At 72.5% G+C, this 20,522-nt stretch carries 17 protein-coding genes and 1 pseudogene; 5 read left to right on the top strand and 13 right to left on the bottom strand.

The window, feature by feature from the left end; translation table 11 throughout:
• Positions 1–6: 6 nt before the first annotated feature.
• Positions 7–1,215, top strand: a complete 1,209-nt coding sequence (locus tag AB0K43_RS08285) for an FAD-dependent monooxygenase (RefSeq protein WP_363637093.1) — start codon at positions 7–9, stop codon at positions 1,213–1,215.
• Here AB0K43_RS08285 and AB0K43_RS08280 read toward each other — a convergent pair.
• On the bottom strand, positions 1,191–1,703 hold the full coding sequence (locus AB0K43_RS08280) for a response regulator transcription factor (RefSeq protein WP_363637158.1): 513 nt from the start codon (positions 1,701–1,703) through the stop codon (positions 1,191–1,193). The two genes, AB0K43_RS08285 and AB0K43_RS08280, sit on opposite strands and share 25 nt — an antisense overlap.
• Before the next feature lie 134 nt (positions 1,704–1,837).
• On the opposite strand from AB0K43_RS08280, the gene AB0K43_RS08275 reads away from it, so the two are divergent.
• A complete protein-coding gene (locus tag AB0K43_RS08275) occupies positions 1,838–2,212 on the top strand; it encodes a hypothetical protein (RefSeq protein ID WP_363637091.1) in 375 nt (124 codons plus the stop codon).
• Positions 2,213–2,634: 422 nt separating this feature from the next.
• Here the strand turns inward: AB0K43_RS08275 and AB0K43_RS08270 are convergent, their stop codons facing one another.
• The 3 genes and pseudogenes from AB0K43_RS08270 to AB0K43_RS08260 all read right to left on the bottom strand — a co-directional run bounded on the left by AB0K43_RS08270 (position 2,635) and on the right by AB0K43_RS08260 (position 5,427).
• Positions 2,635–3,879 carry an XRE family transcriptional regulator gene (locus tag AB0K43_RS08270; protein WP_363637089.1) on the bottom strand — a complete coding sequence of 415 codons (1,245 nt, stop codon included), beginning with the start codon at positions 3,877–3,879 and terminating at the stop codon, positions 2,635–2,637.
• 438 nt (positions 3,880–4,317) lie between these two features.
• Positions 4,318–4,997, bottom strand: a pseudogene (locus tag AB0K43_RS08265) (FAD-dependent oxidoreductase); the annotation flags it as partial.
• A 7-nt stretch (positions 4,998–5,004) separates the two neighbouring features.
• Positions 5,005–5,427 (bottom strand): arsenate reductase ArsC, encoded by a 423-nt coding sequence (locus AB0K43_RS08260; RefSeq protein WP_363637087.1) that lies wholly within the window; start codon positions 5,425–5,427, stop codon positions 5,005–5,007.
• Positions 5,428–5,523: 96 nt separating this feature from the next.
• Between AB0K43_RS08260 and AB0K43_RS08255 the strand changes: the two genes are divergently transcribed.
• Positions 5,524–5,835, top strand: a complete 312-nt coding sequence (locus AB0K43_RS08255) for a metalloregulator ArsR/SmtB family transcription factor (RefSeq protein WP_363637085.1) — start codon at positions 5,524–5,526, stop codon at positions 5,833–5,835.
• Positions 5,836–5,890: 55 nt separating this feature from the next.
• The gene (locus tag AB0K43_RS08250; RefSeq protein ID WP_363637083.1) at positions 5,891–6,652 is read left to right on the top strand and encodes an MIP/aquaporin family protein; all 762 of its coding nucleotides are present in this window, start codon (positions 5,891–5,893) and stop codon (positions 6,650–6,652) included.
• 64 nt (positions 6,653–6,716) lie between these two features.
• Here the strand turns inward: AB0K43_RS08250 and AB0K43_RS08245 are convergent, their stop codons facing one another.
• Positions 6,717–7,190, bottom strand: a complete 474-nt coding sequence (locus AB0K43_RS08245; protein WP_363637156.1) for an N-acetyltransferase family protein — start codon at positions 7,188–7,190, stop codon at positions 6,717–6,719.
• Positions 7,191–7,240: 50 nt separating this feature from the next.
• Positions 7,241–7,597: a metalloregulator ArsR/SmtB family transcription factor gene (locus AB0K43_RS08240; RefSeq protein WP_363637081.1), complete on the bottom strand. Its 357-nt coding sequence runs from the start codon at positions 7,595–7,597 to the stop codon at positions 7,241–7,243.
• Between the two features lie 121 nt (positions 7,598–7,718).
• Between AB0K43_RS08240 and AB0K43_RS08235 the strand changes: the two genes are divergently transcribed.
• The gene (locus AB0K43_RS08235) at positions 7,719–9,101 is read left to right on the top strand and encodes an FAD-dependent oxidoreductase (RefSeq protein WP_363637079.1); all 1,383 of its coding nucleotides are present in this window, start codon (positions 7,719–7,721) and stop codon (positions 9,099–9,101) included.
• Between the two features lie 790 nt (positions 9,102–9,891).
• Here AB0K43_RS08235 and AB0K43_RS08230 read toward each other — a convergent pair.
• From AB0K43_RS08230 to AB0K43_RS08200, 7 genes are all read right to left on the bottom strand, one after another.
• Entirely contained in the window at positions 9,892–10,065 is a 174-nt protein-coding gene (locus tag AB0K43_RS08230) for a hypothetical protein (protein WP_363637077.1), read from the bottom strand.
• Positions 10,062–11,435 carry an NUDIX domain-containing protein gene (locus tag AB0K43_RS08225; protein ID WP_363637075.1) on the bottom strand — a complete coding sequence of 458 codons (1,374 nt, stop codon included), beginning with the start codon at positions 11,433–11,435 and terminating at the stop codon, positions 10,062–10,064. The genes AB0K43_RS08230 and AB0K43_RS08225 overlap by 4 nt, the downstream gene beginning before the upstream one ends.
• A gap of 563 nt (positions 11,436–11,998) precedes the next feature.
• A complete protein-coding gene (locus tag AB0K43_RS08220) occupies positions 11,999–12,286 on the bottom strand; it encodes a hypothetical protein (protein ID WP_363637073.1) in 288 nt (95 codons plus the stop codon).
• 218 nt (positions 12,287–12,504) lie between these two features.
• On the bottom strand, positions 12,505–12,864 hold the full coding sequence (locus AB0K43_RS08215; protein WP_363637071.1) for a DUF805 domain-containing protein: 360 nt from the start codon (positions 12,862–12,864) through the stop codon (positions 12,505–12,507).
• 203 nt (positions 12,865–13,067) lie between these two features.
• Entirely contained in the window at positions 13,068–13,826 is a 759-nt protein-coding gene (locus AB0K43_RS08210; RefSeq protein WP_363637069.1) for a hypothetical protein, read from the bottom strand.
• Positions 13,823–18,016, bottom strand: a complete 4,194-nt coding sequence (locus AB0K43_RS08205) for a glycoside hydrolase family 38 C-terminal domain-containing protein (RefSeq protein ID WP_363637067.1) — start codon at positions 18,014–18,016, stop codon at positions 13,823–13,825. The genes AB0K43_RS08210 and AB0K43_RS08205 overlap by 4 nt, the downstream gene beginning before the upstream one ends.
• A 32-nt stretch (positions 18,017–18,048) precedes the next feature.
• A complete protein-coding gene (locus AB0K43_RS08200) occupies positions 18,049–20,490 on the bottom strand; it encodes a discoidin domain-containing protein (protein ID WP_363637065.1) in 2,442 nt (813 codons plus the stop codon).
• Positions 20,491–20,522 lie beyond the last annotated feature (32 nt).

The raw sequence follows: 20,522 nt of genomic DNA, 5'->3' as shown, positions 1-20,522 counted from the left end.
GGCGGTATGGAGAGCACCGAGATCCTCGTCTCCGGCGGTGGCATCGCCGGTCCCGCGCTTGCGTACTGGCTACGCAGAGCAGGATTCGCCGTCACCGTCGTGGAACGTGCCCCGGCACCCCGGCCGGGTGGTCAGACCGTGGACCTGCGCGGCGCGGGCCGCGTGGTGGTCGAGCGGATGGGGCTGATGGAGCGGGCCAGGGAGCTGACCGTCCGGCAGCACGGCCTTGCCCTGGTCGACTCGGCCGGCCGGATCACCGCGCGGATGGGGGCCGACAGTTTCGGCGGCGAGGGGATCGTCTCCGAGATCGAGATCCTCCGCGGCGACCTGGGCGCTCTGCTGCACGAGGCCGTCGCGCCGGAGGTCGAGTACCTCTTCGACGACACCGTCACCGGCCTCGACCAGGACGCGGACGGGGTGCGGGTCACCTTCGAGAAGGCGGGCCCGCGCCGCTTCGCACTGGTGGTCGGCGCCGACGGCCTGCACTCCGTGGTGCGGGCGCTGGCCTTCGGCCCGGAGCGGCAGTGCGTGCGTCCACTCGGCGTGCAGACGGCCTGGTTCACCACCACGGACCCGATGGAGCTCGACGGCTGGTTCCAGATGTACAACGCGCCCGGCGGCCTGGTCGCCTCGGCCCGGCCGGGCCGGTTGCCCGGCGAGGTCAAGGCCGGCCTCAGCTACCGGAGCGCACCGGAGCCGTACGACCGCCGGGGCACCGCGGCCCAGCGGGAGCTGGTCGCCGCCCGCTTCGCCGGCGCCGGCTGGCAGGTGCCGCGCCTGGTGGCGGCGATGCGCACCGCCCCCGACTTCTTCTTCGAGTCGATGGGCCAGGTCCGGCTGGACGGCTGGACCCGCGGCCGGGTCGCCCTGCTCGGCGACGCGGGCTACTGCCCCACCCCGCTCGCCGGCCTCGGCACCAGCCTCGCGCTGGTCGGCGCCTACGTCCTCGCCGGGGAACTCGCCGCGGCGGCCGGTGACCACCGGGTGGCGTTCGGCCGGTACGACGAGGTGATGCGGCCGTACGTCCGGCAGGCGCAGCAGTTGCCGCCGGGCGGCGCGGCCGGGTTCGCCCCGTCCGGCGCGCTCGCCATCCGGCTGCGGGCGGCCTCGATGCGGTCGATGAACCGCTGGCCGATGCGGAACATCCTGGCCGCCCAGTTCGCCAAGGCGGGGGACATCGCCCTGCCGGACTACCCGCTGCCGGGCAGCAGGTAGGCGTGCACCGCCAGCACCCGGCGATTGTCGTCGTCGGAGGGGGCGAGCTCCAGCTTGGTGAAGATGCTGGTGCTGTGCTTGGAGACGGCCTTCTCGCTGATGAAGAGGCGGTGCGCGATGGCGCTGTTGGAACGCCCCTCGGCCATCAGCGCGAGCACCTGGCGCTCCCGCTCCGAGAGCCTGGCGAGCGGTTCGCCGGAGCCGCGGCGGCCGAGCAGCTTGGTGACCACCTCCGGGTCCATCACCGTGCCGCCGCCGGCGACCGTGCGGATCGTGTCGACGAACTGGTCGTCGCTGAACACCCGGTCCTTGAGCAGGTAGCCGACCCCGCCCGCCCGGTCGGCGAGCAACTCCCGGGCGTAGATGTGCTCGACGTACTGGGAGAGCAGCAGCACCGGCAGCCCGGGGATCCGCTCCCGGGCGGACAGCGCCGCGCGGAGCCCGTCGTCGGTGTGGGTGGGCGGCAGCCTGATGTCCACGATCGCGATGTGAAGAGCTGGAAGCGGCTGCGGCCGTCGTCGGCGTCGAGGTGGTGCAGCGTGTGGACGAGCACGAGGGCGTCCTCGGCGACGGTGATGCCGAGTTCCTCCTCGTTGAAATGACTCTCTGAGCATGGGGAAGTATGGATGGTCTGGGGCGCTGGTCCGTTGACTTCTACGAGATGGTGGGGGCCGTTCCGTTTGCCGCCGAGGAGGAGTCCGCGTGGTTCGGCGACGTCCACGAGCGAGCTGAGGACTTCCAGGCCCGAGCCAAGGCCCAGGAATCCACACCGACCGCGATGCAGGAACTCGCAGACGCCAACCGCACGCTCAAGGCAGAGGCAGCGGAGCTGAGGACCGACCTGGCCGAGGAGCGGTCGAGGTCCAAGGTGATGCGCCGGATCATCGCCGAACCATCGCTCGAACTGGAGCAGGCCAAGGCGGAACTCGGCGCCGCCGCCGGCGTGGCCCGGCTACCCGTGAGGACCGGTCCGTCGGGGACGGTGAGGCGAGATTAAATGTCTGCGATCAAGGCAGAGAGCGCCGTATGGTCATGAACCTCCCAAGGGGGAGAGGAGGTTCACCAGAGATGGGATTGTTCAAGGACACGCCGCCCCGCGAGCATCCTGGGTTCACGCAACTGCGCTTCATGGCAGCCGGATCACCGTCATGGTGGAAGCAGAACCGGCACAAGGTCCTGGCGGTCGCAGGACTCCTCGCCGGGCTCTGGCTCGCCGGACACCACCACGACGCCATCCCCAAGACGTGCGCCCCTGCGAGCACATCCAGCACTTCTCGCTGACAGCGGCGCGAAGCCCGGCCCCGCGACCCGTATGGGGCCGGGCCCTCGCAGCCTGGTGCTTGGCAATGTCCTGACGACGGCGGCTCGGATCATCCTCTCCGGGCCGCTGATCACCGCGACTCTGATCCGAGCGCTCTGTCACGCAGCCCGGACGCGCTCGATGAGATCGGCGACACCGTCAACCTGGCGGTACGGCTTGAACGCCGGCGCGAGTCCGCGGACCAGGGTGACGCACCGCTCGGCGCCGATGCGGGTGGCCAGATCGAGGGATTCGGTGGTGACGGCGAGAGCCTGCTCGACGTCGTTGGACTGCAGGAAGCCCTTGGCCTGGTAGGTCAGGTAGATGCCACGCGTCTTGTCCCGGGCCTTGGGTAGGAGGGCCAGGCCCTCGGCCATCCTGACGTGCGCCTCGTCGGCCCGGCCGAGATCGAGCAGGCACTGGCCGAAGTCGACCGCGAGGTCCGCGGGGCTCATCCACGCGCACCAGCCCGGCGCGGGGTCGCTGGCCCGCGTCGACAGTGCGGTCTCGGCGTCGGACAGGTCGCGGTAGCACGCGGAGCGTTCGCCGAGCGCGGCGTAGGCCCTGGCCCGCCGGAGGAACAGCAGCGACCGGGCGGTGGGGTGCTTGGTACCGGACAGTGCGTGGCCGAGCTGGTCCACGGAGATGTTCGGCTGGCCGATCCAGTTCGACTGGTAGGCGAAGTCGGAGAGCACACCGGCGCCGAAGTCGCGGTCACCTGCGGCGTTGGCGGCTTGCAAGGCCCCTGCCCAGAGCTTCCCCGCGGCAAAGTGCTTGCCCTGGTCGAAGCGGTACCAGCCGCAGGTGGTGGCCAGTGACGCGGCCAGGAGGTGCAGCCGCTTGGCGACGGGCTCGGCGTGGCTGCCGCCCTCGATCAGGTCGGTGACGGTGGCGAGATGAGCGTCCATCAGCTTGATCGTGTGCTGGCGCTGTTCGGTGGGCAGCGTCGTCAGCTTCGCGCTGGTTTCCTCCAGCCAGTCCACGAGCCCGGGGTCCACGGCCGTCCTGCCGTCGAGGGCGGAAGTCAGGCGATCGGGCTCGATCGTGGCCCACTGGGCGGCGAGGCCGGCCAGCGAGACGGCGCTGAAGGTCATGAAGCTGCGGCGGTCCATGGCGGCTCTCTGTGCATCTCGAAGTGCTTGGACGGTGTACGCCGATCCGAGTGGCAGGGGAACCTCGCGGCCGGGCAGCCAATCGGGCCACCCGAACAGCTCCATGTCGGCGATCGGAACGTCGAAGGCTTCCGCAATCAGGATCTGGGAGTCCAGGTTCGGCTGCTTGCGCCAGTTCTCCCACCGGCTGACGGCCGTCTTGTCCGCGCCGGAGCGGAGCCCGTGCTTGCGGGCGGCCCGGTCGAGGAACACGACGAGGTCGCTCTGTGACCACCCGCGCAGTTCACGGGCGTAGGCGAGGGGGTGCCGATCGGGTCGTCCACGGGGCCAATTCCATCATCGACAGTGACAGGCAGCCTACTGCGCGCGAGCGCGGGACAACCCCGGGACTACAGGCAATGCCTTTCCGGGAAAACGGAGTTGGCGCTGTACTCGACACGCATCGACAAGTTCCCTCACGAAGCGGAAGGAGTCAGCCCATGAAGCGACGCGGGGGTCATCGGCCTCGGACACCAGGCACTCGAAGACCACCTTCCCGGCCTGCTCGCCTCCAACCGGGCCGAGTTGGTCGCGGTCTGCGACAACGACCCGGACACCCTGCGGGCCCAGCAGGACACGTACACCGTCCCGGGCTTCACCCGGGCCGCCGACCTGCTGGACAGCGTGGCGCCGGATTTTCTCGCCGGCGGTGGTGTCGCGCAGGGTGACGCCGGTCAGCTTCGGGTCGCCGTGGATCTCCTCGACCGCGCTGTCCCAGGCGAAGGTGATCTTCGGATCGGCCAAGGCCCGCTCCTGCATCGCCTTGGAGGCCCGCAGCTCGCTGCGGCGGTGCACCACGGTGACGCTGCGGGCGAAGCGGGAGAGGAAGGTCGCCTCCTCGAGAGCAATGTCGCCGCCGCCGACCACCGCGATGTCCTGGTCGCGGAAGAAGAAGCCGTCACAGGTCGCGCACCAGGAGACGCCGCGGCCGGAGAGCTTGTCCTCGTGCGGCAGACCGAGCTTGCGGTGCTGCGAGCCGGTGGCGACGATCACCGCGCGGGCCTTGTGCACGGTGCCCTCGGAGTCGGTGACGGTCTTGATGTCACCGGTGAGGTCGACCGCGACGATGTCGTCCGGCACCAGCTCGGCGCCAAAGCGCTCGGCCTGGGCGCGCATGTTGTCCATCAGCTCCGGGCCCATGATGCCGTCCCGGAAGCCGGGGAAGTTCTCCACCTCGGTGGTGTTCATCAGCGCGCCGCCCGAGGTCACCGCGCCTTCGAAAACCAGCGGCTGGAGGGAGGCACGCGCGGTGTAGCGGTGTACCCGGCGGGGCCGGAGCCGATGATGATGACCTCGCGCACGTCGGGGCCGGTCTGAGCGGTGTCGGTCATGAAGATGTCAGCTCTCCTGCTCGGCCTTGGCGTCGATCTCGGCGATCAGGCCCTCGATCAGGTTCTTGATTTCGTCTCGGATCGGGCGCACGGCCTCGACGCCCTGGCCGGCCGGGTCATCCAGCTTCCAGTCGAGGTACTTCTTGCCGGGGAAGTACGGGCAGGCGTCGCCGCAGCCCATGGTGATCACGTAGTCGGACGCCTGGACGGCCTCGGTGGTGAGGATCTTCGGGGTCTGGTCGGAGATGTCGATGCCCAGCTCAGCCATCGCGGCGACGGCGGCCGGGTTGACCTGGTCGCCGGGGATCGAGCCGGCCGAGCGGACCTCGACGCGGTCACCGGCGAGGTGGCGCAGGAAACCGGCGGCCATCTGCGAGCGGCCGGCGTTGTGGATGCAGACGAACAGCACGGAGGCGATGGGAGCGGACATCGGTAGCGGTTCCTTCGGTTGCACGGGACCGGCGGTGCGGAGGCGGCCGGAGAGGGGCTCGCCAAGCGGGCCCGACGACCGGTAACGTATCAGCCCATGGTGACGTCAGTCGATAGTGATGTGTTGAAGGTTCTGGCCGACCCGCTGCGGATGCAGATCGTGCGGCTCCTCGCCGGTGAGGCGCTGTGCACGACGCACCTGGTGGAGGAGACCGGCGCCAAGCAGACAAACCTGTCCAACCACCTCAAGGCCCTTCGGGACGCCGGGCTGGTCGACACCGAGCCCTGCGGGCGCTTCACCTACTACTCGCTCCGCCCGGAGGCCATCGAGGCCCTGGCCTCGGACTTCGCCTCGCTGGCCGCCACCGCCCGCGAAGCCGCCGTGGAAGGCCGCAAGCGGTCCTGCTGAGCCACCCCAGCCCCAACCCGGCGGCCTGACCCGCCCTTTGCACAGGAGTGCCCTGATGAGCGCCATGGACGAGGCTAGACCCGAGATCACCGAGGCGGAGCCGCTGGCCGCCGAACCGCCGGCGGTCCCGCTGCTGAACCGGCTGGCGGCCGAGCTTGTCGGCACCGCCGCCCTGGTCGCCGTCGTCGTCGGCTCCGGCATCCAGGCCACCGAGCTGAGCCACGACGTCGGCCTGCAGCTGCTGGCAAACTCCCTGGCCACCGTGTTCGGCCTCGGCGTACTCATCCTGCTGCTCGGCCCGATCTCCGGGGCACACTTCAACCCGGTCGTCACCCTGGCCGAGTGGTGGACCGGCCGCAAGGACCCCAAGGGCCTCGGTGCCCGCGAGGTCGCCGCGTACATCCCGGCGCAGATCGTCGGCGCGATCGGCGGTGCGGTGCTGGCGGACGCGATGTTCGGGCAGGCGTTGGTGAAGTGGTCCGCGCACGACCGCTCGGCCGGGCACCTGCTGATCGGCGAGGTCGTTGCCACCGCCGGCCTGGTCCTGCTGATCTTCGGCCTGGCCAAGACCGACCACCTGCGCTTTGCCCCGGTCGCGGTCGCCTCGTACATCGGCGCGGCGTACTGGTTCACCTCCTCCACCTCCTTCGCGAACCCGGCGGTGTCGATCGGCCGGGCGTTCACCGACACCTTCGCCGGGATCGCGCCGTCCTCGCTGCCCGGCTTCATCGGCATGCAGCTCATCGGCGGTGTGGTCGGCCTGGCGCTGGTTGCGCTGATCTTCGACCAGCGCCGCCGGGCCGCCGCGGCGAAGTAGCCCGCAGCCCTGCCGCAGCACGACGGCCCCGCCCCTCGGGGCGGGGCCGCTCGCGTCCGTGGCGTCAGCCGATGGCGGGGCTGCGGCGCTCGATCAGCAGGACGTCTCGCCACCGGCCGTGCTGGCGGGCGACGCGCTCGCGGGTGCCGATGACCCGGAACCCGGCGCGGGCGTGCAGGGCGAGGCTGGCGGTGTTCTCCGGGAAGACGCCGGACTGGATGGTCCAGATCCCGGCCGCCTCGGTGGAGGTGATCAGCGCCCGCAGCAGGGCTGCGGCCACGCCCCGGCCGCGTGCGGCGGGGTGGACGTAGACGGAGTGCTCGACGACCCCGGCATACGCGGGCCGGGTGGAGACCGCGCTGACGGCGGCCCAGCCCAGCACCTCGCCGTCCGCGCCCAGCCCGACGTGGCGGTGGGCGGGCAGCCGGGCGGCGTCGAAGGCGTCCCAGGCGGGGACGGCGGTCTCGAAGGTGGCGTTGCCCTCCTCGATGCCTGCCCGGTAGATCCCCAGGACCTGATCGGCATGCTCGGGGCCCATCGGCGCGAGGGTGAGGGCGGCGTGCGGCACCGGGTGCTCCTTCGTTCCGCTCAGCGGGGCAGGTCGAGCAGGGCGGCCATGCCGGCCACCACCGACGGGGCGACCTTGTAGTACACCCAGGTGCCGCGCCGCTCGCTGGTCAGCAGTCCGGCCTCGCGCAGCTTCTTCAAGTGGTGGGAGACGGTCGGCTGGGACACGCCGACGTCCTGGATGTCGCACACGCACGCCTCCCCGCCCTCGTGCGAGGCGATCTTGGAGAACAGCCGCAGCCGCACCGGGTCGGACAGTGCCTTGAACATCGCGGCCATCCGCACTGAGTCCTCCGCCGACAGCTCGGCCGAGGTGATCGGCGGGCAGCACGGCGCCGCGTCCTGCTCCAGGACCGACAGCAACTCCAGATTCGACATGCGTCTATGTTGACATCCGTCGATCCTGGGTGCAAGGTCGAGATGGCCAACATATCGACAGTTGTCGAATCAGCCGGGCGGTCGCCGCCCGTGCCAGCTCACCGCGAAGGGGACCACCGCCATGCCCGAAGGCACCGACCTGCCCGTCCTCGTCATCGGCGCCGGCCCCATCGGGCTCGCCGCCGCCGCCCACCTCACCGAGCGCGGCCTGACCCCGCTGGTGCTCGAAGCGGGCCCGGCCGCCGCGACCGCGGTGCGCGAGTGGGGCCACGTGCGGCTGTTCTCCACCTGGGTCGAGCTCATCGACCCGACCGCCGAGAAGCTCCTCGCCCTCACCGGCTGGACGCGCCCGGATGGCGCGACCTACCCGACCGGCGCCGACTGGGCCGAAAAGTACCTGCAGCCGCTCGCCGACGTGCTCGGCGACACCGTCCGCTACAACACGACGGTGACCGGCGTCGCCCGCGCCGGCCGCGACCGCGTCGTGGACTCCGGCCGCGAGGACCAGCCCTTCACCGTCCACCTGACCGGCGCCGACGGTCGCGAGGAGCGGATCACCGCCGCCGCCGTCATCGACGCCTCCGGCACCTGGTCCACCCCCAGCCCGCTGGGCGCCGACGGCCTGCCCGCGATCGGCGAGAAGACCCACGCCGCCCGCATCTCCTACCGAGTCCCCGACCTGAAGGACCCCGCCGTCCGTGCCCGGTACGCCGGCAAGCGCACCGCCGTCGTCGGCTCCGGCGCCTCCGCCTTCACCGCGCTGGCCACCCTGGCCGACCTCGCCACGCAGGAGCGCGGCACCCACGCCGTGTGGGTGCTGCGGCGCGGCATCACCGGCTCCACCTTCGGCGGTGGCAGCGCCGACCAACTGCCCGCCCGCGGCGCCCTCGGCCAGGCCGCCAAGGCCGCCGTCGAGAGCGGCCACGCCACCGCCCTCACCGGCTTCCGCACCGCCGCCGTCGAGCAGGCCGGCGACAAGCTCGCCCTCGTCTCCGAGGACGGCCACCACGCCGAGGACCTGGACGAGATCATCGTCCTGACCGGCCTGCGCCCCGACCTGGGATTCCTGTCCGAGCTGCGGCTCGGCCTGGACGAGCGCCTGCAGGCACCGACCGAGCTGGCCCCGCTGATCGACCCCAACCAGCACTCCTGCGGCACCGTCTACCCGCACGGCGTGAACGAGCTCTCCCACCCCGAGCAGGGCGTCCACCTGGTCGGCATGAAGTCCTACGGCCGCGCCCCGACCTTCCTCGCCATGACCGGCTACGAGCAGGTCCGCTCGATCGCCGCCCACCTCGCCGGCGACACCGAGGCCGCCCAGCGCGTCGAACTCACCCTCCCCGAGACCGGAGTCTGCGGCGGCGCCGGCCTGTTCGACGAGCCGGCCGCCGAACAGGGCGGCGGCGGTGGCTGCTGTGCGGCCCCGGCTGCCGCACCCGTTCCGGTGGCCATCAGCATCGGCGCCTCACTGGAGCAGGCCTCGGCCAGCGGTGGGTGCTGCTGAACCACTGGCAAACCAACGCCCGAAGGCAGTCCCTGCCACTTGGCCGGGGCCGCCCTTGCGCGTTGGCGAGACGCCAGCCGGCCAGAGGCGCGCGGCCGTCATCACCGGGTCCTGCGGGCTGGCGGATCGCGGCGTAAGGGGCCCAGGCGTCCTGCCGAGTGGTCCTACTCAGGGAGCACGGTTATGAACCCGCGGACGCGGCTGACCGGCCCGACAACTACCAGCCTGGAATCGTGACCGACCTCAGCAGGCCGGTCACGTCGTGGACGCCAGCCGGCAATGATCTCCCCTCACCCCACCAGGAGTGGATCTCCTTCCAGCCGAGCTCGGCCGAGGAGACACCGTGGTCCAGAGCGCGTAGGCACTCGTTCGTGACGATCACCGCCGTCCAGACGAAGCTATGCGCTCTCAGGTCTCGGTACTCCTCGTTCCTACGACCGTTCCCCGCCACCGGCATGGAGCCAAGCGCCGGCCCGAACTCGCCCGAGCGGTCGATCCCAGTACGGACACCTCGTGCCCTCTCGTAGGCCGACCGCACCGAGGCACTCGGCCAAAGCGCCGCAGCGGCAAGAGACTCCGCGAGGCCGCCGATGGGTCAGTGCGGTTGGTCGCCAAGCCCGCTTCCAGGAAGCGGTCCCGAGTTGAGCAGAGGCCGAGCAGAACTTCGCCCAGTACGGGAGTGTCGCTCGAGGCATCCACGTCCAAGACTGATGTCAACCCTTCTCGAAGGTAGAGCCGGATGGGCTGGGGAGCGCAAAGCCGACAACTTCAATTCCGACACATGGCTTGCCTAGTGAACGGCCGGGAGGTGCCACAGGCCGGCGGCGTAGCTCGTGTTGCGGCGCCGACCGAGGAGTACCTCGCCGTCCTCGGCCAGGACGAGGTGGACGCCGACGATCAGGGTCAGTGGATCGGCCCGGGACTCCGGGGGCGCGGTGCGGCGGATGTCGTCGCGGGGCTTCACGCCGTCCTCCCGGCGGGCCGGTCGGCCGCGGCGGCGAGCAGCGGCAGGTAGTGCTGCAGGTAGGGCGGGACCTTGAGCGTCGGCACCTCGTCGAGGGCGACCATCCGCACCTCCAGACCCTCGTCACCGAGCCGCAGGTCGCTCGCGGGGCCGTCCCAGACGGCGTGCAGGACGCGGGTGAGCGGGTGCACGAGGTCGTGCTGCGGACCAGGCACCCGGTGCATCCGGGTGATCGTGAGCCCGGCCTCCTCGAGGACCTCCCGGGCCGCGGTCTCCTCGGGGGTCTCGTCGCCCTCGCGCCAGCCGCCGATCGGTGTCCAGTAGCCGGGCCAGGCGATCCCTTCCTTGTCGTCGCGATGGTGCATCAGCAGCCGCCCGGCCGGGTCGGTGACCAGGACCAGGACACCCTCGAACTCGTCGGCCGGCGCAGGTTGTTCCAGGTAGAGCGCGGTGCCGCAGCGGTGGGCGCGCAGGACCTGGAGGAGCCTCCGGTAGCGGTCCGGGCGCATCCGGGCGCGCCAGTCGTGGGCGGTCTCGAAGCGCCACTCGGTGTGCTCGGCCGGATCGAGGCGGATCCGGCCCTGCTGCTCCTCGGTGAGGACCCCGCCGTCGAAGACGTACCCGCAGACGGGGACGGGGTACTCGGTGCCGGCGGCCTCGTGGATGACGGCGACCAGGCGCCGTCGGGCGATCACCGCGGGGTTCTCCGCGGCGAGGTCCAGGCCCAGCTCCTCCCGTGCCTCTCGTAGGGCGGTGCCGAAGGGGGCCTCGCCGTGCTCGACGTTGCCGCCGGGGAAGCTCCAGACCTCCGGGTTGATGGTGGAGCGCATGCCGAGGAATCGGCCCTGCGGGTCGCTGACGAGGAAGCACCCGTAGCTGGTGGGCCGGGCGACGGTGCTGAGGTAGCCGCCCACCGGCCGCCAGCCCGGGATCGCCAGACGGCGGGTGAGCCACTCGACGACCGCCCGCTGCCCGTCGGCGGTCGGCGGCAGGGCGTCCGCGCTCGCCCACTGATGGCTGTCGTGCTCCGGCGAGAGGACGACCGGCGTACCGTCCGGCACGACGGTGGTGAAGATGAACCGGCGTACGCGCCGGCCGCGCCGATCGACGAAGTCCAGGCTCCGTAGGTAGTCCAGCACCAGGCCGGTGAGCCCGGTCGCCTCGGCCAACTCCCGCGCCGCGCCCGCCGGCACCGGTTCGCCGTCCTCGCGGGCACCGCCCGGGTACTCCCACCGGCCCGGCAGGACGTCGTTCGCGGCCCGGCGGATCATCAGGATCCGGCCCGAGGCGTCGCGGACCACGACGCCGAGGCCGATCCGCTCGATGCCCTCGCGGACGGCCAGGCCGGTCAGTACCTCGAAGTCGATCACTGGAGGGGCTCCTCGGTGTCGCGGGCGGGTACGCCGAGCCGTCCTTCGGCAGCGGTATCCACGGCAAGTGCGATGCCGGATGGTCGAGTTGGACGGTTCTGAGTGCGGAGTGGTGACTGATGATGGTGCTGTTCGAATGCCTCGTTCAAGCGGATTCCCTCCGGGCGAGCCCGGGGCGAACGGGGACATTTCGAGCACCGCCCCGGCCCGGCCGGGGCACTCCGCCAGTCGGCCGCGGAGTGTGGCGGGCGGAGCGGCGCAGTCCGGCGCACAGGCGGAGAGCGCCCGTTCGAGCGCCTGGCCCCGGCTGGGGTCGAGGCGGCTGCGGGCGCTCTCGTGGGTGAGGAGGTCGCGCGGGGCGTAGCCGTCGGGGGAATCACCCGTTCGGCCGGTCAGCTCCCGAATGAGGTATTGGGCGGCAGGGCCAACTCGGGCCGGTCACGTCACCCACGGCCGCACCGCCGGCGGCGCCCACCTGCCCCGTCGTCAGGGGCCGTCAGGACTCCGTCGCCCGATGGTGCGGAGGGCAGCGCCGGGTGAAACCGGCGGGGCAGCGGCCTGGGTCAGGCCTGCTCGAACTTCTCGGCGAGTTGGTGGTGGATCCGGAGTTCGCGGGTGCGGGCGGCGCTCAGCAGCACGATCGACTTGGCTTCGTTGAGCGAGCTCGGGCTGCCGCCCAGCAGCTCGCGGGTGACGATGACGGAGTCGATCACCGAGGCGCCCTGGCTGCGGAGCAGGTGCTGGACGGCTTCCATGCCGTTCTCCTGGTCGAGCAGCGGCAGGCTCTGCTCCACCAGGAGGGTCAGCCGGGAGGCCCGCTCGGGGGCATAGCTCCGGAAATTGTCGAGCACGGGGTCTCCCTCGGGTGCGGCAGGATCTCGACCGAGATCGCGGTGCTGGTCTTCCGGGTGATGCAGCGTCAGTCGACCGGGTGGGGGAAATACCGGAGTGGAAATTCACCGCCCGGCTGCATCGATTTCACCACCGGCCCCCCGGCGGAGTGCCCGCCGGGGAAAGGAAATGGCCGGACCCGGCCTTTCGGCGGGGCCCGGCATTTTCCACCGGAGGCTCAGGCCTGGGCGGCGGCGAGCTTCGGGTTGGGGCCGTACTGGTTGTCGTTCGGCTGGCCCTCGGTCGCCCAGAAGACGATCAGGATGATGCTGCCGATCAGCGGGACCAGGGCGATGAGCAGCCACCAGGCCGAACGGCCGGTGTCGTGCAGGCGGCGGAAGCCGACGGCCAGCGACGGGAGCAGCACGGCCAGCGAGTAGAGGCCGCCGAGGAGACCGGAGGTGCCGGCGATGCCGTCGACGATCGCCAGGACGATCGAGGCGATGATGTTGAAGAGGGCGAACATCCAGAATTCCTGGCGGCGCGCGCGGCCGTTGAATCCCACATAGTTCTTGACAACTGCCAGGTACCAGTCCACCGGTGGCGCTCCTATTTCTCATGGCTGCTGAGCGGAGCGAACCTATGGCCTGCCCGACGGGGGGTCAACCCGTTTATGCGGGGCCGATGCTCAACTGTGATTGGCCATCGGGCGGCCTGTCCGGTTTGGGGTACCTGTGGAGGTTATTTCCACAGGTACCCCAACGAATTCTGACGGTGTGCCAGGTGAATTCCGGAGGGGTTTCAGTGCCGGTGGTGGTTGTCGGGCTGGGCGGGGTCGCCGGGGTGTTCGAGGCCGGGGACGAGGGTGAGCCGGGTGGCCCTGGTGCGGTCGAGCCAGTGGGCGAAGGCGGTCCGCCGGGCGGAGTCCAGCAGCTGCTCGGCGGCCTCGGCGGGGTGCTCGTGCGCGGGGGTGCGACGTTCCAGCAGGGTGGCGGTCCAGCCGCCCGCCGAGACCGGGCGGCCCGGCTCCGCGGCGCCGAGGGCGGCGGCCAGGGCGGTCGGCAGCGAGCCGGGCGTCGCCTCGAACTCCCCGTCCGGGGTGGCCAGCCGCCAGACCTCGACGGGTGGGCCCGGCGGCGTCGGAGCCCGGAGCTCCGGGTCGGCGGCGGTGCCGGCGGTGACGGCGCGGTAGACGGCCCGGACGGCGGCGCTGCCCTCGAAGGCGGCGGCGGTGATGGAGCCCAGCTCGACGGCGGCCCGCTGGTCCAGCCGGACCGGTTCGGCCTCGGCGCGGTCCAGCCCGCGTTCGGCGGCCTCGGCCGCGCACAGCTCCTCGGTGAGCACCACCTGGGCGACCCACCGGGTCAGCTGGCGGTCCTCGGCGCTGCCCGGCACGGGCAGCGCGGCCGAGCGCGGCCCACGCCGCAGCGCGGCCAGCCGGCGGTCCAGCTCGGTCCGGGCCAGCGGGCGGCCGTCGAGCAGTCCGAGGACCGCCGCCGCAGCGGGGGCGTGCGGATGCCCGTGGGGGTGCTCGTGTTCGTGCGCGTGCCGGTGGCTCACGGCGCGATCACCAGCTCGACAGTCGGCGCGTACTGGCAGCGGCCGAACCACATCACCTTGGCCAGCGCCCAGTAGGCGCCCGGCTCGGCGTCCGGCGGCGCCGCCAGGTCGAAGGCGACGGTCAGCTCGGCCCCGGCCGCGACCGCGAACCCGCGCACCGGGGCGCCGACCGTGTCCCACACGCCCCAGGGCGCCACCACCTGCAGCTCGCCACGGATCTCGCCGCGGGTCCGGTTGCCGAGCACCAGCTCCAGGTTCGCCCGGCCGCCCGGCCGTAGCCGGACCGACTCGGCCGCCACGGCCACCGTCAGCCCGGTCTCCCGCCCGGTGGCGGCCTTGGTGCCCTGGGCGGCGGTCCAGTCCTCGGGGGTTTCGCCGGGCACCGGCAGCAGCGCGGGCAGTTCGCCGACCGCGATGGTGGCCACGTCCTCGATCTGTTGCCCCGCGTGCTCGATCCGGACGGCCGCGAAGTACAGCCCGGGCCCGACCCCGGCCGGCGGGGTGAGGGTCACCGGGAACCGCAGCTGTCCGGACGCCTCCAGCCGGTACGGCCTGCGGCTCACGCTCGGCCGCCAGCCTGCCGGGGCGAGCACCTCGGCGGCGCCCTCGACCTCGGCGTCCAGCAGGTGCGAGGCGAGCACGGCGGAGAGCCGCACCGGCTCGCCGGTGGTCCGCAGCAGGCCGGGGGACAGGCCCACCGAGACCGGCAGGTAGCCCATCGGGGCCGGTCCGCGGTTGTGCAACCAGTAGCGGGCGTGCACGGGTTGGGCGAGTTCGGCGGCCGGGCCCAGGAGCGCGCCTGCCGAGCGGGCGCCGGCCACCCGGGCCGTCACGGTGGACACCTCCGAGCCGGCCAGCTCGATGCCCGCGCCGGCCTCGGCGCCCGGCCGCTCCAGCAGGTCGGCCCGGTGCACCCCGGTCAGCCGCAGGGCGCCGCCCAGGCTCGCGGTGCGGCCCAGCCCGGTCGACTCGACCAGTCGCAGGGTGACCCCGCCGGCGGCCGGGTCGGTGACCGCCGCCGAGCCGTGCGCGATCGGGTTCCCGGTGGGCTTGAGGGCGCCGAGCAGCACCTCGCGGGCCGGCTCCACCCGCAGCCAGGCGCGGGTGCCGGGCAGGTCGCCGCTGCGGGCGGGTGCCAGCCGGGGGAGCAGCGGGTGGTTGAACTCCTGGCCCTGGGCGGGCAGCGTCAGGGCCCGCCAGTCGCCGTCCCCGGAGACCAACGAGTAGCAGAACTCGTGCGTCCAGTGCTGGAGTTGGAAGGAGGCCCAGTCCGGCAGGGTGCGCTGCGGCGGGTCGATCCAGACCCCCGAGGGCCAGCCGGTGCACGAGCGCATCAGCGACAGGTGCAGGGCGCCGGTCGGGTCCACCGCGAAGCCGGGCAGCCCGTAGGTGAGCAGCGCGACGGTGTGGTCGGTGAGCTGCTCGGTGGCGGGCAGCCGGCCCGGGCAGACCGCGTGCAGCACGGCGTCGGCGAGGTCCTCGGCGAGCGCCGCCGGGTCGAGGGCCACCAGCGCGGGCAGCGCCCGCAGGTCGCGCAGGTCGGCGTCCGGCTGCCAGACCTCGTGCAGCGGCTTCTCGGCCGGCACCCAGACCCGGCCGTGCGCGGCCAGCGCCGCCGCGTACTCGGCGCCGGCCCGTTCCAGCAGCTCCCGGGCGGCCTCGTTGTGCTCCGGCCCGCCCAGGACGATCCGGAAGTCCGGCAGGTTGGAGTCCACGTCCAGCCAGCCGTACCGGGCCCGCTCGGCGCTGCCGGTGGTGGCGGTCACCCCGACCCGGGCCAGTGCCACCACCAGCTCGCGGGCGTCGGCGGCCGAGGCCAGGTCGGGGACGACCACCTCGGCGACCCCCAGCGCCCGGGCGCCGAGCGCCTCGCCCGCCGGGTCGGTGAGCTGGACCCGGGCGGTGGCGCCGAGGCCGAACCAGGTGTTGGCGGGGTTGTCGAGGGTCCACGGCGACACCGCGCAGTCCACGTCGGGCAGCGCGAAGCCCCGTCCGACCACCGCGTCGGCCACCTCGCTGACCGGCAGCGCGCCGGGCAGGTCGACCGGGAAGCGCAGCCGCAGCAGCCGGTCGGCGCCCGCGAAGTCCACCACCCTGGTCCGGCAGTCCACCCGGTCGACGCCGTGCCAGAGGGTCACCGTCTGCTCGAAGCGGATGCCCTCGACGGTGCCGGCGACCACCAGCCGCTCGCCCAGGGGTCCGGTCTCCCGGCGCACCGCGGCGGGCGCGGCCGAGGCACCGGTGACCGGGCCCTTGGGGACGAGGTGCCAGGGCCCCTCGCCGAAGTCGGGGTGCTGCGGGTACTCCTCGTACACCCGCAGCTCGTTGCCGACCTGGCCGCCGCGGATCAGCTCCCGGCCGCTCTCCTTGTCCCGGACGGAGGCCAGGCCGCCGCCGCGGACCGGGTCGGCGGTGACCCGGTAGCGCGCGTTCTCGGCCACCAGCCCCTCGGCCGGGGACCACAGCGGGGCGCCGGCGCCGGCGGTCAGCCGCCAGCTGCGCCAGCCGAGGGCGGGGACGTCCGCCGCCAGGAACCACAGGGTGCCCCGCTCGACGGCGCTGGGCACCTCGGCGCCGGTGTCGTCCAGCACCCGGGCGTCCTCGGTGCCGGCCGGCAGGCGGACGGCGGTGAGGGCGCTGCGGTCGAAGGAGAGGGTGTTGGCGACCACGATCGCGCGGCCCTCGCCGGTGGTGTCGATCCGGGCCACCAAGGCGTCCAGGGCGGTGTCGCGGACCTCGGCGGCCAGGTCGTGCGCCTCCCGCCAGCCGCTCAGCAGGTCGATGTAGACCTGGTCGGACTCCGAGCCGGTGATCGCGTCGTGGTGGGCGCCGTAGGCGAGTTGGCGCCAGACCTTGTCGAGCGCGGCGTCCGGGTAGCGGCCCAGCCCCTGGACGGCGGCCAGGGTGGCGAGCTTCTCGGCGTCCACCGCGGCCACCTCGGCGGCCCGTTGGGCCTGCTTGGTGTCGATGTAGGAGACGTCCTTGCCGGTGTAGACCGGGTTCATGTCCCGGGTCTGCGGGCTCGGCCGGCGCCCGGTGGCGGCCAGTTCGGCGCGGACGGCGGTGAGGAACTCGCGCGGGGTGCCGCAGACGAACCGGGGCCACAGGTACTTGGCGGCCCAGGAGCGGTGCACCGCGGTGACCCACTTGTTGGGCGGGGTGTAGTCGGTGCCGACCGGCAGCAGCAGGTTCCTGGTCGCGCCGACCGGCTTGAGCTTGCGGTAGAGCTCGTACACCGCCTGCTCGGCGGCGGCCAGGTCGGGCGAGGAGTCCATCCACCAGCCGGCCGAGTAGTGGTGCGGCATGAAGTGGGTCAGCACCCCGCGGCCCGAGGGCGAGAGCCACTCGAACTCGCTCGGGAACTGCATCACCGTCGCGTCGTCCTTGGCCTCGCGGAAGTTCTTCTGGATCGGGCCCCACTGGTGGAACGGGCCGCGGGCCCAGGCGCTGCCGGTCAGGCCGGCGTCCGCGAGGTAGCCGGGGAACTGCGGGTCGTGGCCGAACACGTCGAGCTGCCAGGCGGTCTGCGGATCGCCGCCGAGGATGTCGCGCTGGTAGCCGATGCCGTACACCAGGTTGCGGATGGTGCTCTCCGCGCCGGTGAGGTTGGTGTTGGGCTCGTTGTAGGTGCCGCCGACCAGCTCCACCTGACCGCTCGCCAGCAGCCGCCGCAGATCGGCCCGGCGCTCGGGGTGCTGGTCGAAGTACGGTTTCAGGTAGTCGATCTCGGCCAGCACGAACTTGTAGACCGGGTCGCGCAGGGCCAGGTCCAGATGGGTGTCGACCAGGGCGAAGCCGTTGCGCTCCCAGAGCGGGCGGGTGGTGGCGTCGCCGGAGAGCAGCTCCCAGGGGGAGGTGTAGGCGGCCTGGGTGTTCCACCAGACCGGGTCGTAGTGGAAGTGCGAGACCAGGTACATCGTCCAGCCGGGCTCGGCGGGTTCGAGCAGCGCCTCGACCCGGGCCGGGCCGGCGGTGACGGTGATCGGGCGCCCGGTGCCGGGCACCGGGTCGGCCACGGTCAGCGGCACCTCGACCACCCCCGTGCCGGTCGCCTCGCCCTCGACGCCCGGCCCGCTGACGGTGATCCGGGTGGGCGGGCCGTCGAGGGTCACGCGGAGCACCTGGCGCGGCGCCTCCTCGGGCCCGGTGAACAGGTCGGTGCTCTCGACAGCGGTGATGGAGACCGGCACGGGCTGACTTCCTCTCGCTCGGATGGACGGGCCTATGAGCCCCAGGCCTCGAACTCGTAGATGCGGGCGGCGGGATCGGTGGTCTGGGTCGGCTTGGTGATCACCAGCCGGACGTAGCGGGCGGTCACCGCGACCGGGCTGGTGGTGCTGGCCGCGGTGTTGCCGCTGACGGTGGCGGCGGTGGTCCACGGGTCGGCGGTGGAGTTGCGGACCTGGACGGAATAGTCGCGGGTGTTCCAGGAGGCGCTCTCGCCGCCGGCCGCCGCGTGCTTCACCACGAACCGCGACAGCGTCCGGGCCGCACCGAGGTCCACCTCCAGCCACTTGCTGCCGGTCAGCGCGCACCACTTGTCGGCGTTGCCGCCGCCGACGCTGCCGTTGACGGCCTTGGCCGGGCCCTCCGAGCTGTTGCACTGACCGGAGGCGGTGGCGGGGCGCCCGAGCGCCAGGTTGCTCTCGGCCGGCGGGGTGGTGCTCCAGCCGACGAGGGTGCTCGCCGCGGCGGAGCGGCCGTACTCGGCGGAGACGGCCTCGACCTCGATCGTGGTCGTGCTCTCGCTGCCGACCCGGTCCAACTGCGGGACGAAGTACGAGTCGTTGGGCGTGGCCCCGAGGAAGGAGCGGGTGCCGTCCGGGTTGCGGCGGTAGACCTCGTAGTGGTGCACGGCGCCGGTGGGCGGTGTCCACGCCAGCCGCAGCGACCTGCGGGTGGCTGAGACGTCGGTGTTGCCCAGCACGGTGACCCCGGCGGGCGCCGCGGTGGCGTCCACCGCGCCGTCGTACACCGCGAGCTGGCCGACCTTGAGGTCGTACGCGGGGGAGGAGCCGGTGACCTGGAGGCCCAGCTGGGCGATGGTGCGGCCGGCGAAGGCGGACAGGTCCAGGGACTTGCGCTCCCAGCCGGTGCCGCCGGTGGCGCCGAGGTCCAGCGTGGTGAAGGTGGCGGGGGAGTCCGTGAAGGAGACCGCGGCCTTGAGACCGGTCGGCCCGGCGGCCGGGGTCTTCAGCACCACGGAGAGCTTGGTGTCCGCGGCCACCGGAAGCCGGGTCTGGTACAGCCGCACGGTGTTGGTGGCGTCCAGCCGTCCGCTCAGGCGCAGCGTGGAGCCGCCCTCGTACGCGTCGGTGAAGTCGATCGAGGGGGTGAGCTTCGTCCCGGTGGAGGAGACCAGCCAGCGGTAGGTCGGCGGGACGTCCTGGAGCGAGAGGTTGTTCCAGCCGCCGGTGGCGACCCGGGCACCGGCGGAGTTCCAGAAGTCGCCCTGGCCGGTGTCGAAGGAGGTGACGAACGGCTTGGCGGTGATCGGGGAGGACTCCGCCAGGTAGGAGGCCAGGCCCTTCCAGGCCGCCGAGGTGGTGGTGTCGGAGGGGTCGGCGTTGGCGCCGACCCAGTAGCGGGAGTCCTTGGCGTAGAAGTCGGCCCGGTCGGTGGCGGACTTCCAGGTCCACTCCGGGCGGTAGAGGCCGAGCGAGGTGGTGTGCGGCTGGCCGGCCGGGAAGAGCGCGCCCCAGTTCACCGAGGTGTTGTATCCGTTGGCCTCGGTGTCGATCCCGGAGTACAGCTCGTACTCGCTGCGCCCGAGCGAACGGGCCAGCGAGCGCGAGGAGTTCAGGCTGCCGGAGGTCCAGCCGAAGTTGACGAACATGGAGTCGGAGACCCGGGCCGGGTCCTGCAGGAAGGCGTCGTTGGCGGAGTCCAGCTGGTTCTGCCAGGTGACCGAGCCGGACTCGGTCATCGCGTCGTACCACATGAAGTCGGTCGGGCCCTGGGCCTTGGCGTACCTGATCTCGTTGCGCAGCTCGGTGGCCAGCGCGGCGTCGCCGCCGTCGGTCTCCTGGTTGATGAACCAGCCGTCGAACCCGTAGTACTGCGCGGCCTGCACCAGCTTGTCGGCGACCGGGTAGCGCGAGCCGGACTTCTGGGCGAAGTCGCGCACCCACTGGAGCTGGCCGCCGTAGGCGGTGGGTGGGAAGAAGACGGTGCCGTAGACCTTGACGCCGTTGCGGTGCGCGGCGTCGATCACGGTGGAGTTGGGGGCGAGGATCAGGCCCTCGCCGGCCGAGCCGCCCCAGAAGACCAGCTTGTCCACGTACTGCCAGTAGCCGAAGGCGTAGTAGTGGGGATCGGCCGAGCCCTGCGAGGGGTTGCCGGAGGTCGGCCCGAAGGAGACCAGCGAGGCGACCTTGCCCTCGCCGGCCCGGGCGTTGGCGTTGGCCTTGAGGGCCGGGTCCGAGGTGCGGGGCTGCAGCGGCACCCGCGAGCGGTTGAACCGGGCGTCCGGGTCGGTGGCCGGATCCCAGTTCAGGATCGTCCGGGGATACCAGTAGGACGCGTAGGGCTGGCTGCCGGCGGCGGTCGCCGCCCCGGGGCGGGCGGCCCCGGCCGGGCCGGGCGCGTCGGCCGCGGCGGGGGTGGCGCCGAGGGCGGCGGCACCTAAGGCGGCGCAGAGCAGCAGGGTGAGTGGTCGTCGCATCCGTCTCTCCAGTCCAGCGTTACGTGGGGGTG

This window comes from Kitasatospora sp. NPDC049258, assembly GCF_040678895.1.
Classification (GTDB): domain Bacteria; phylum Actinomycetota; class Actinomycetes; order Streptomycetales; family Streptomycetaceae; genus Kitasatospora.
The sequence above is the reverse complement of the archived record's forward strand: the minus strand, read 5'-3'. Positions and strand labels throughout refer to the sequence as shown.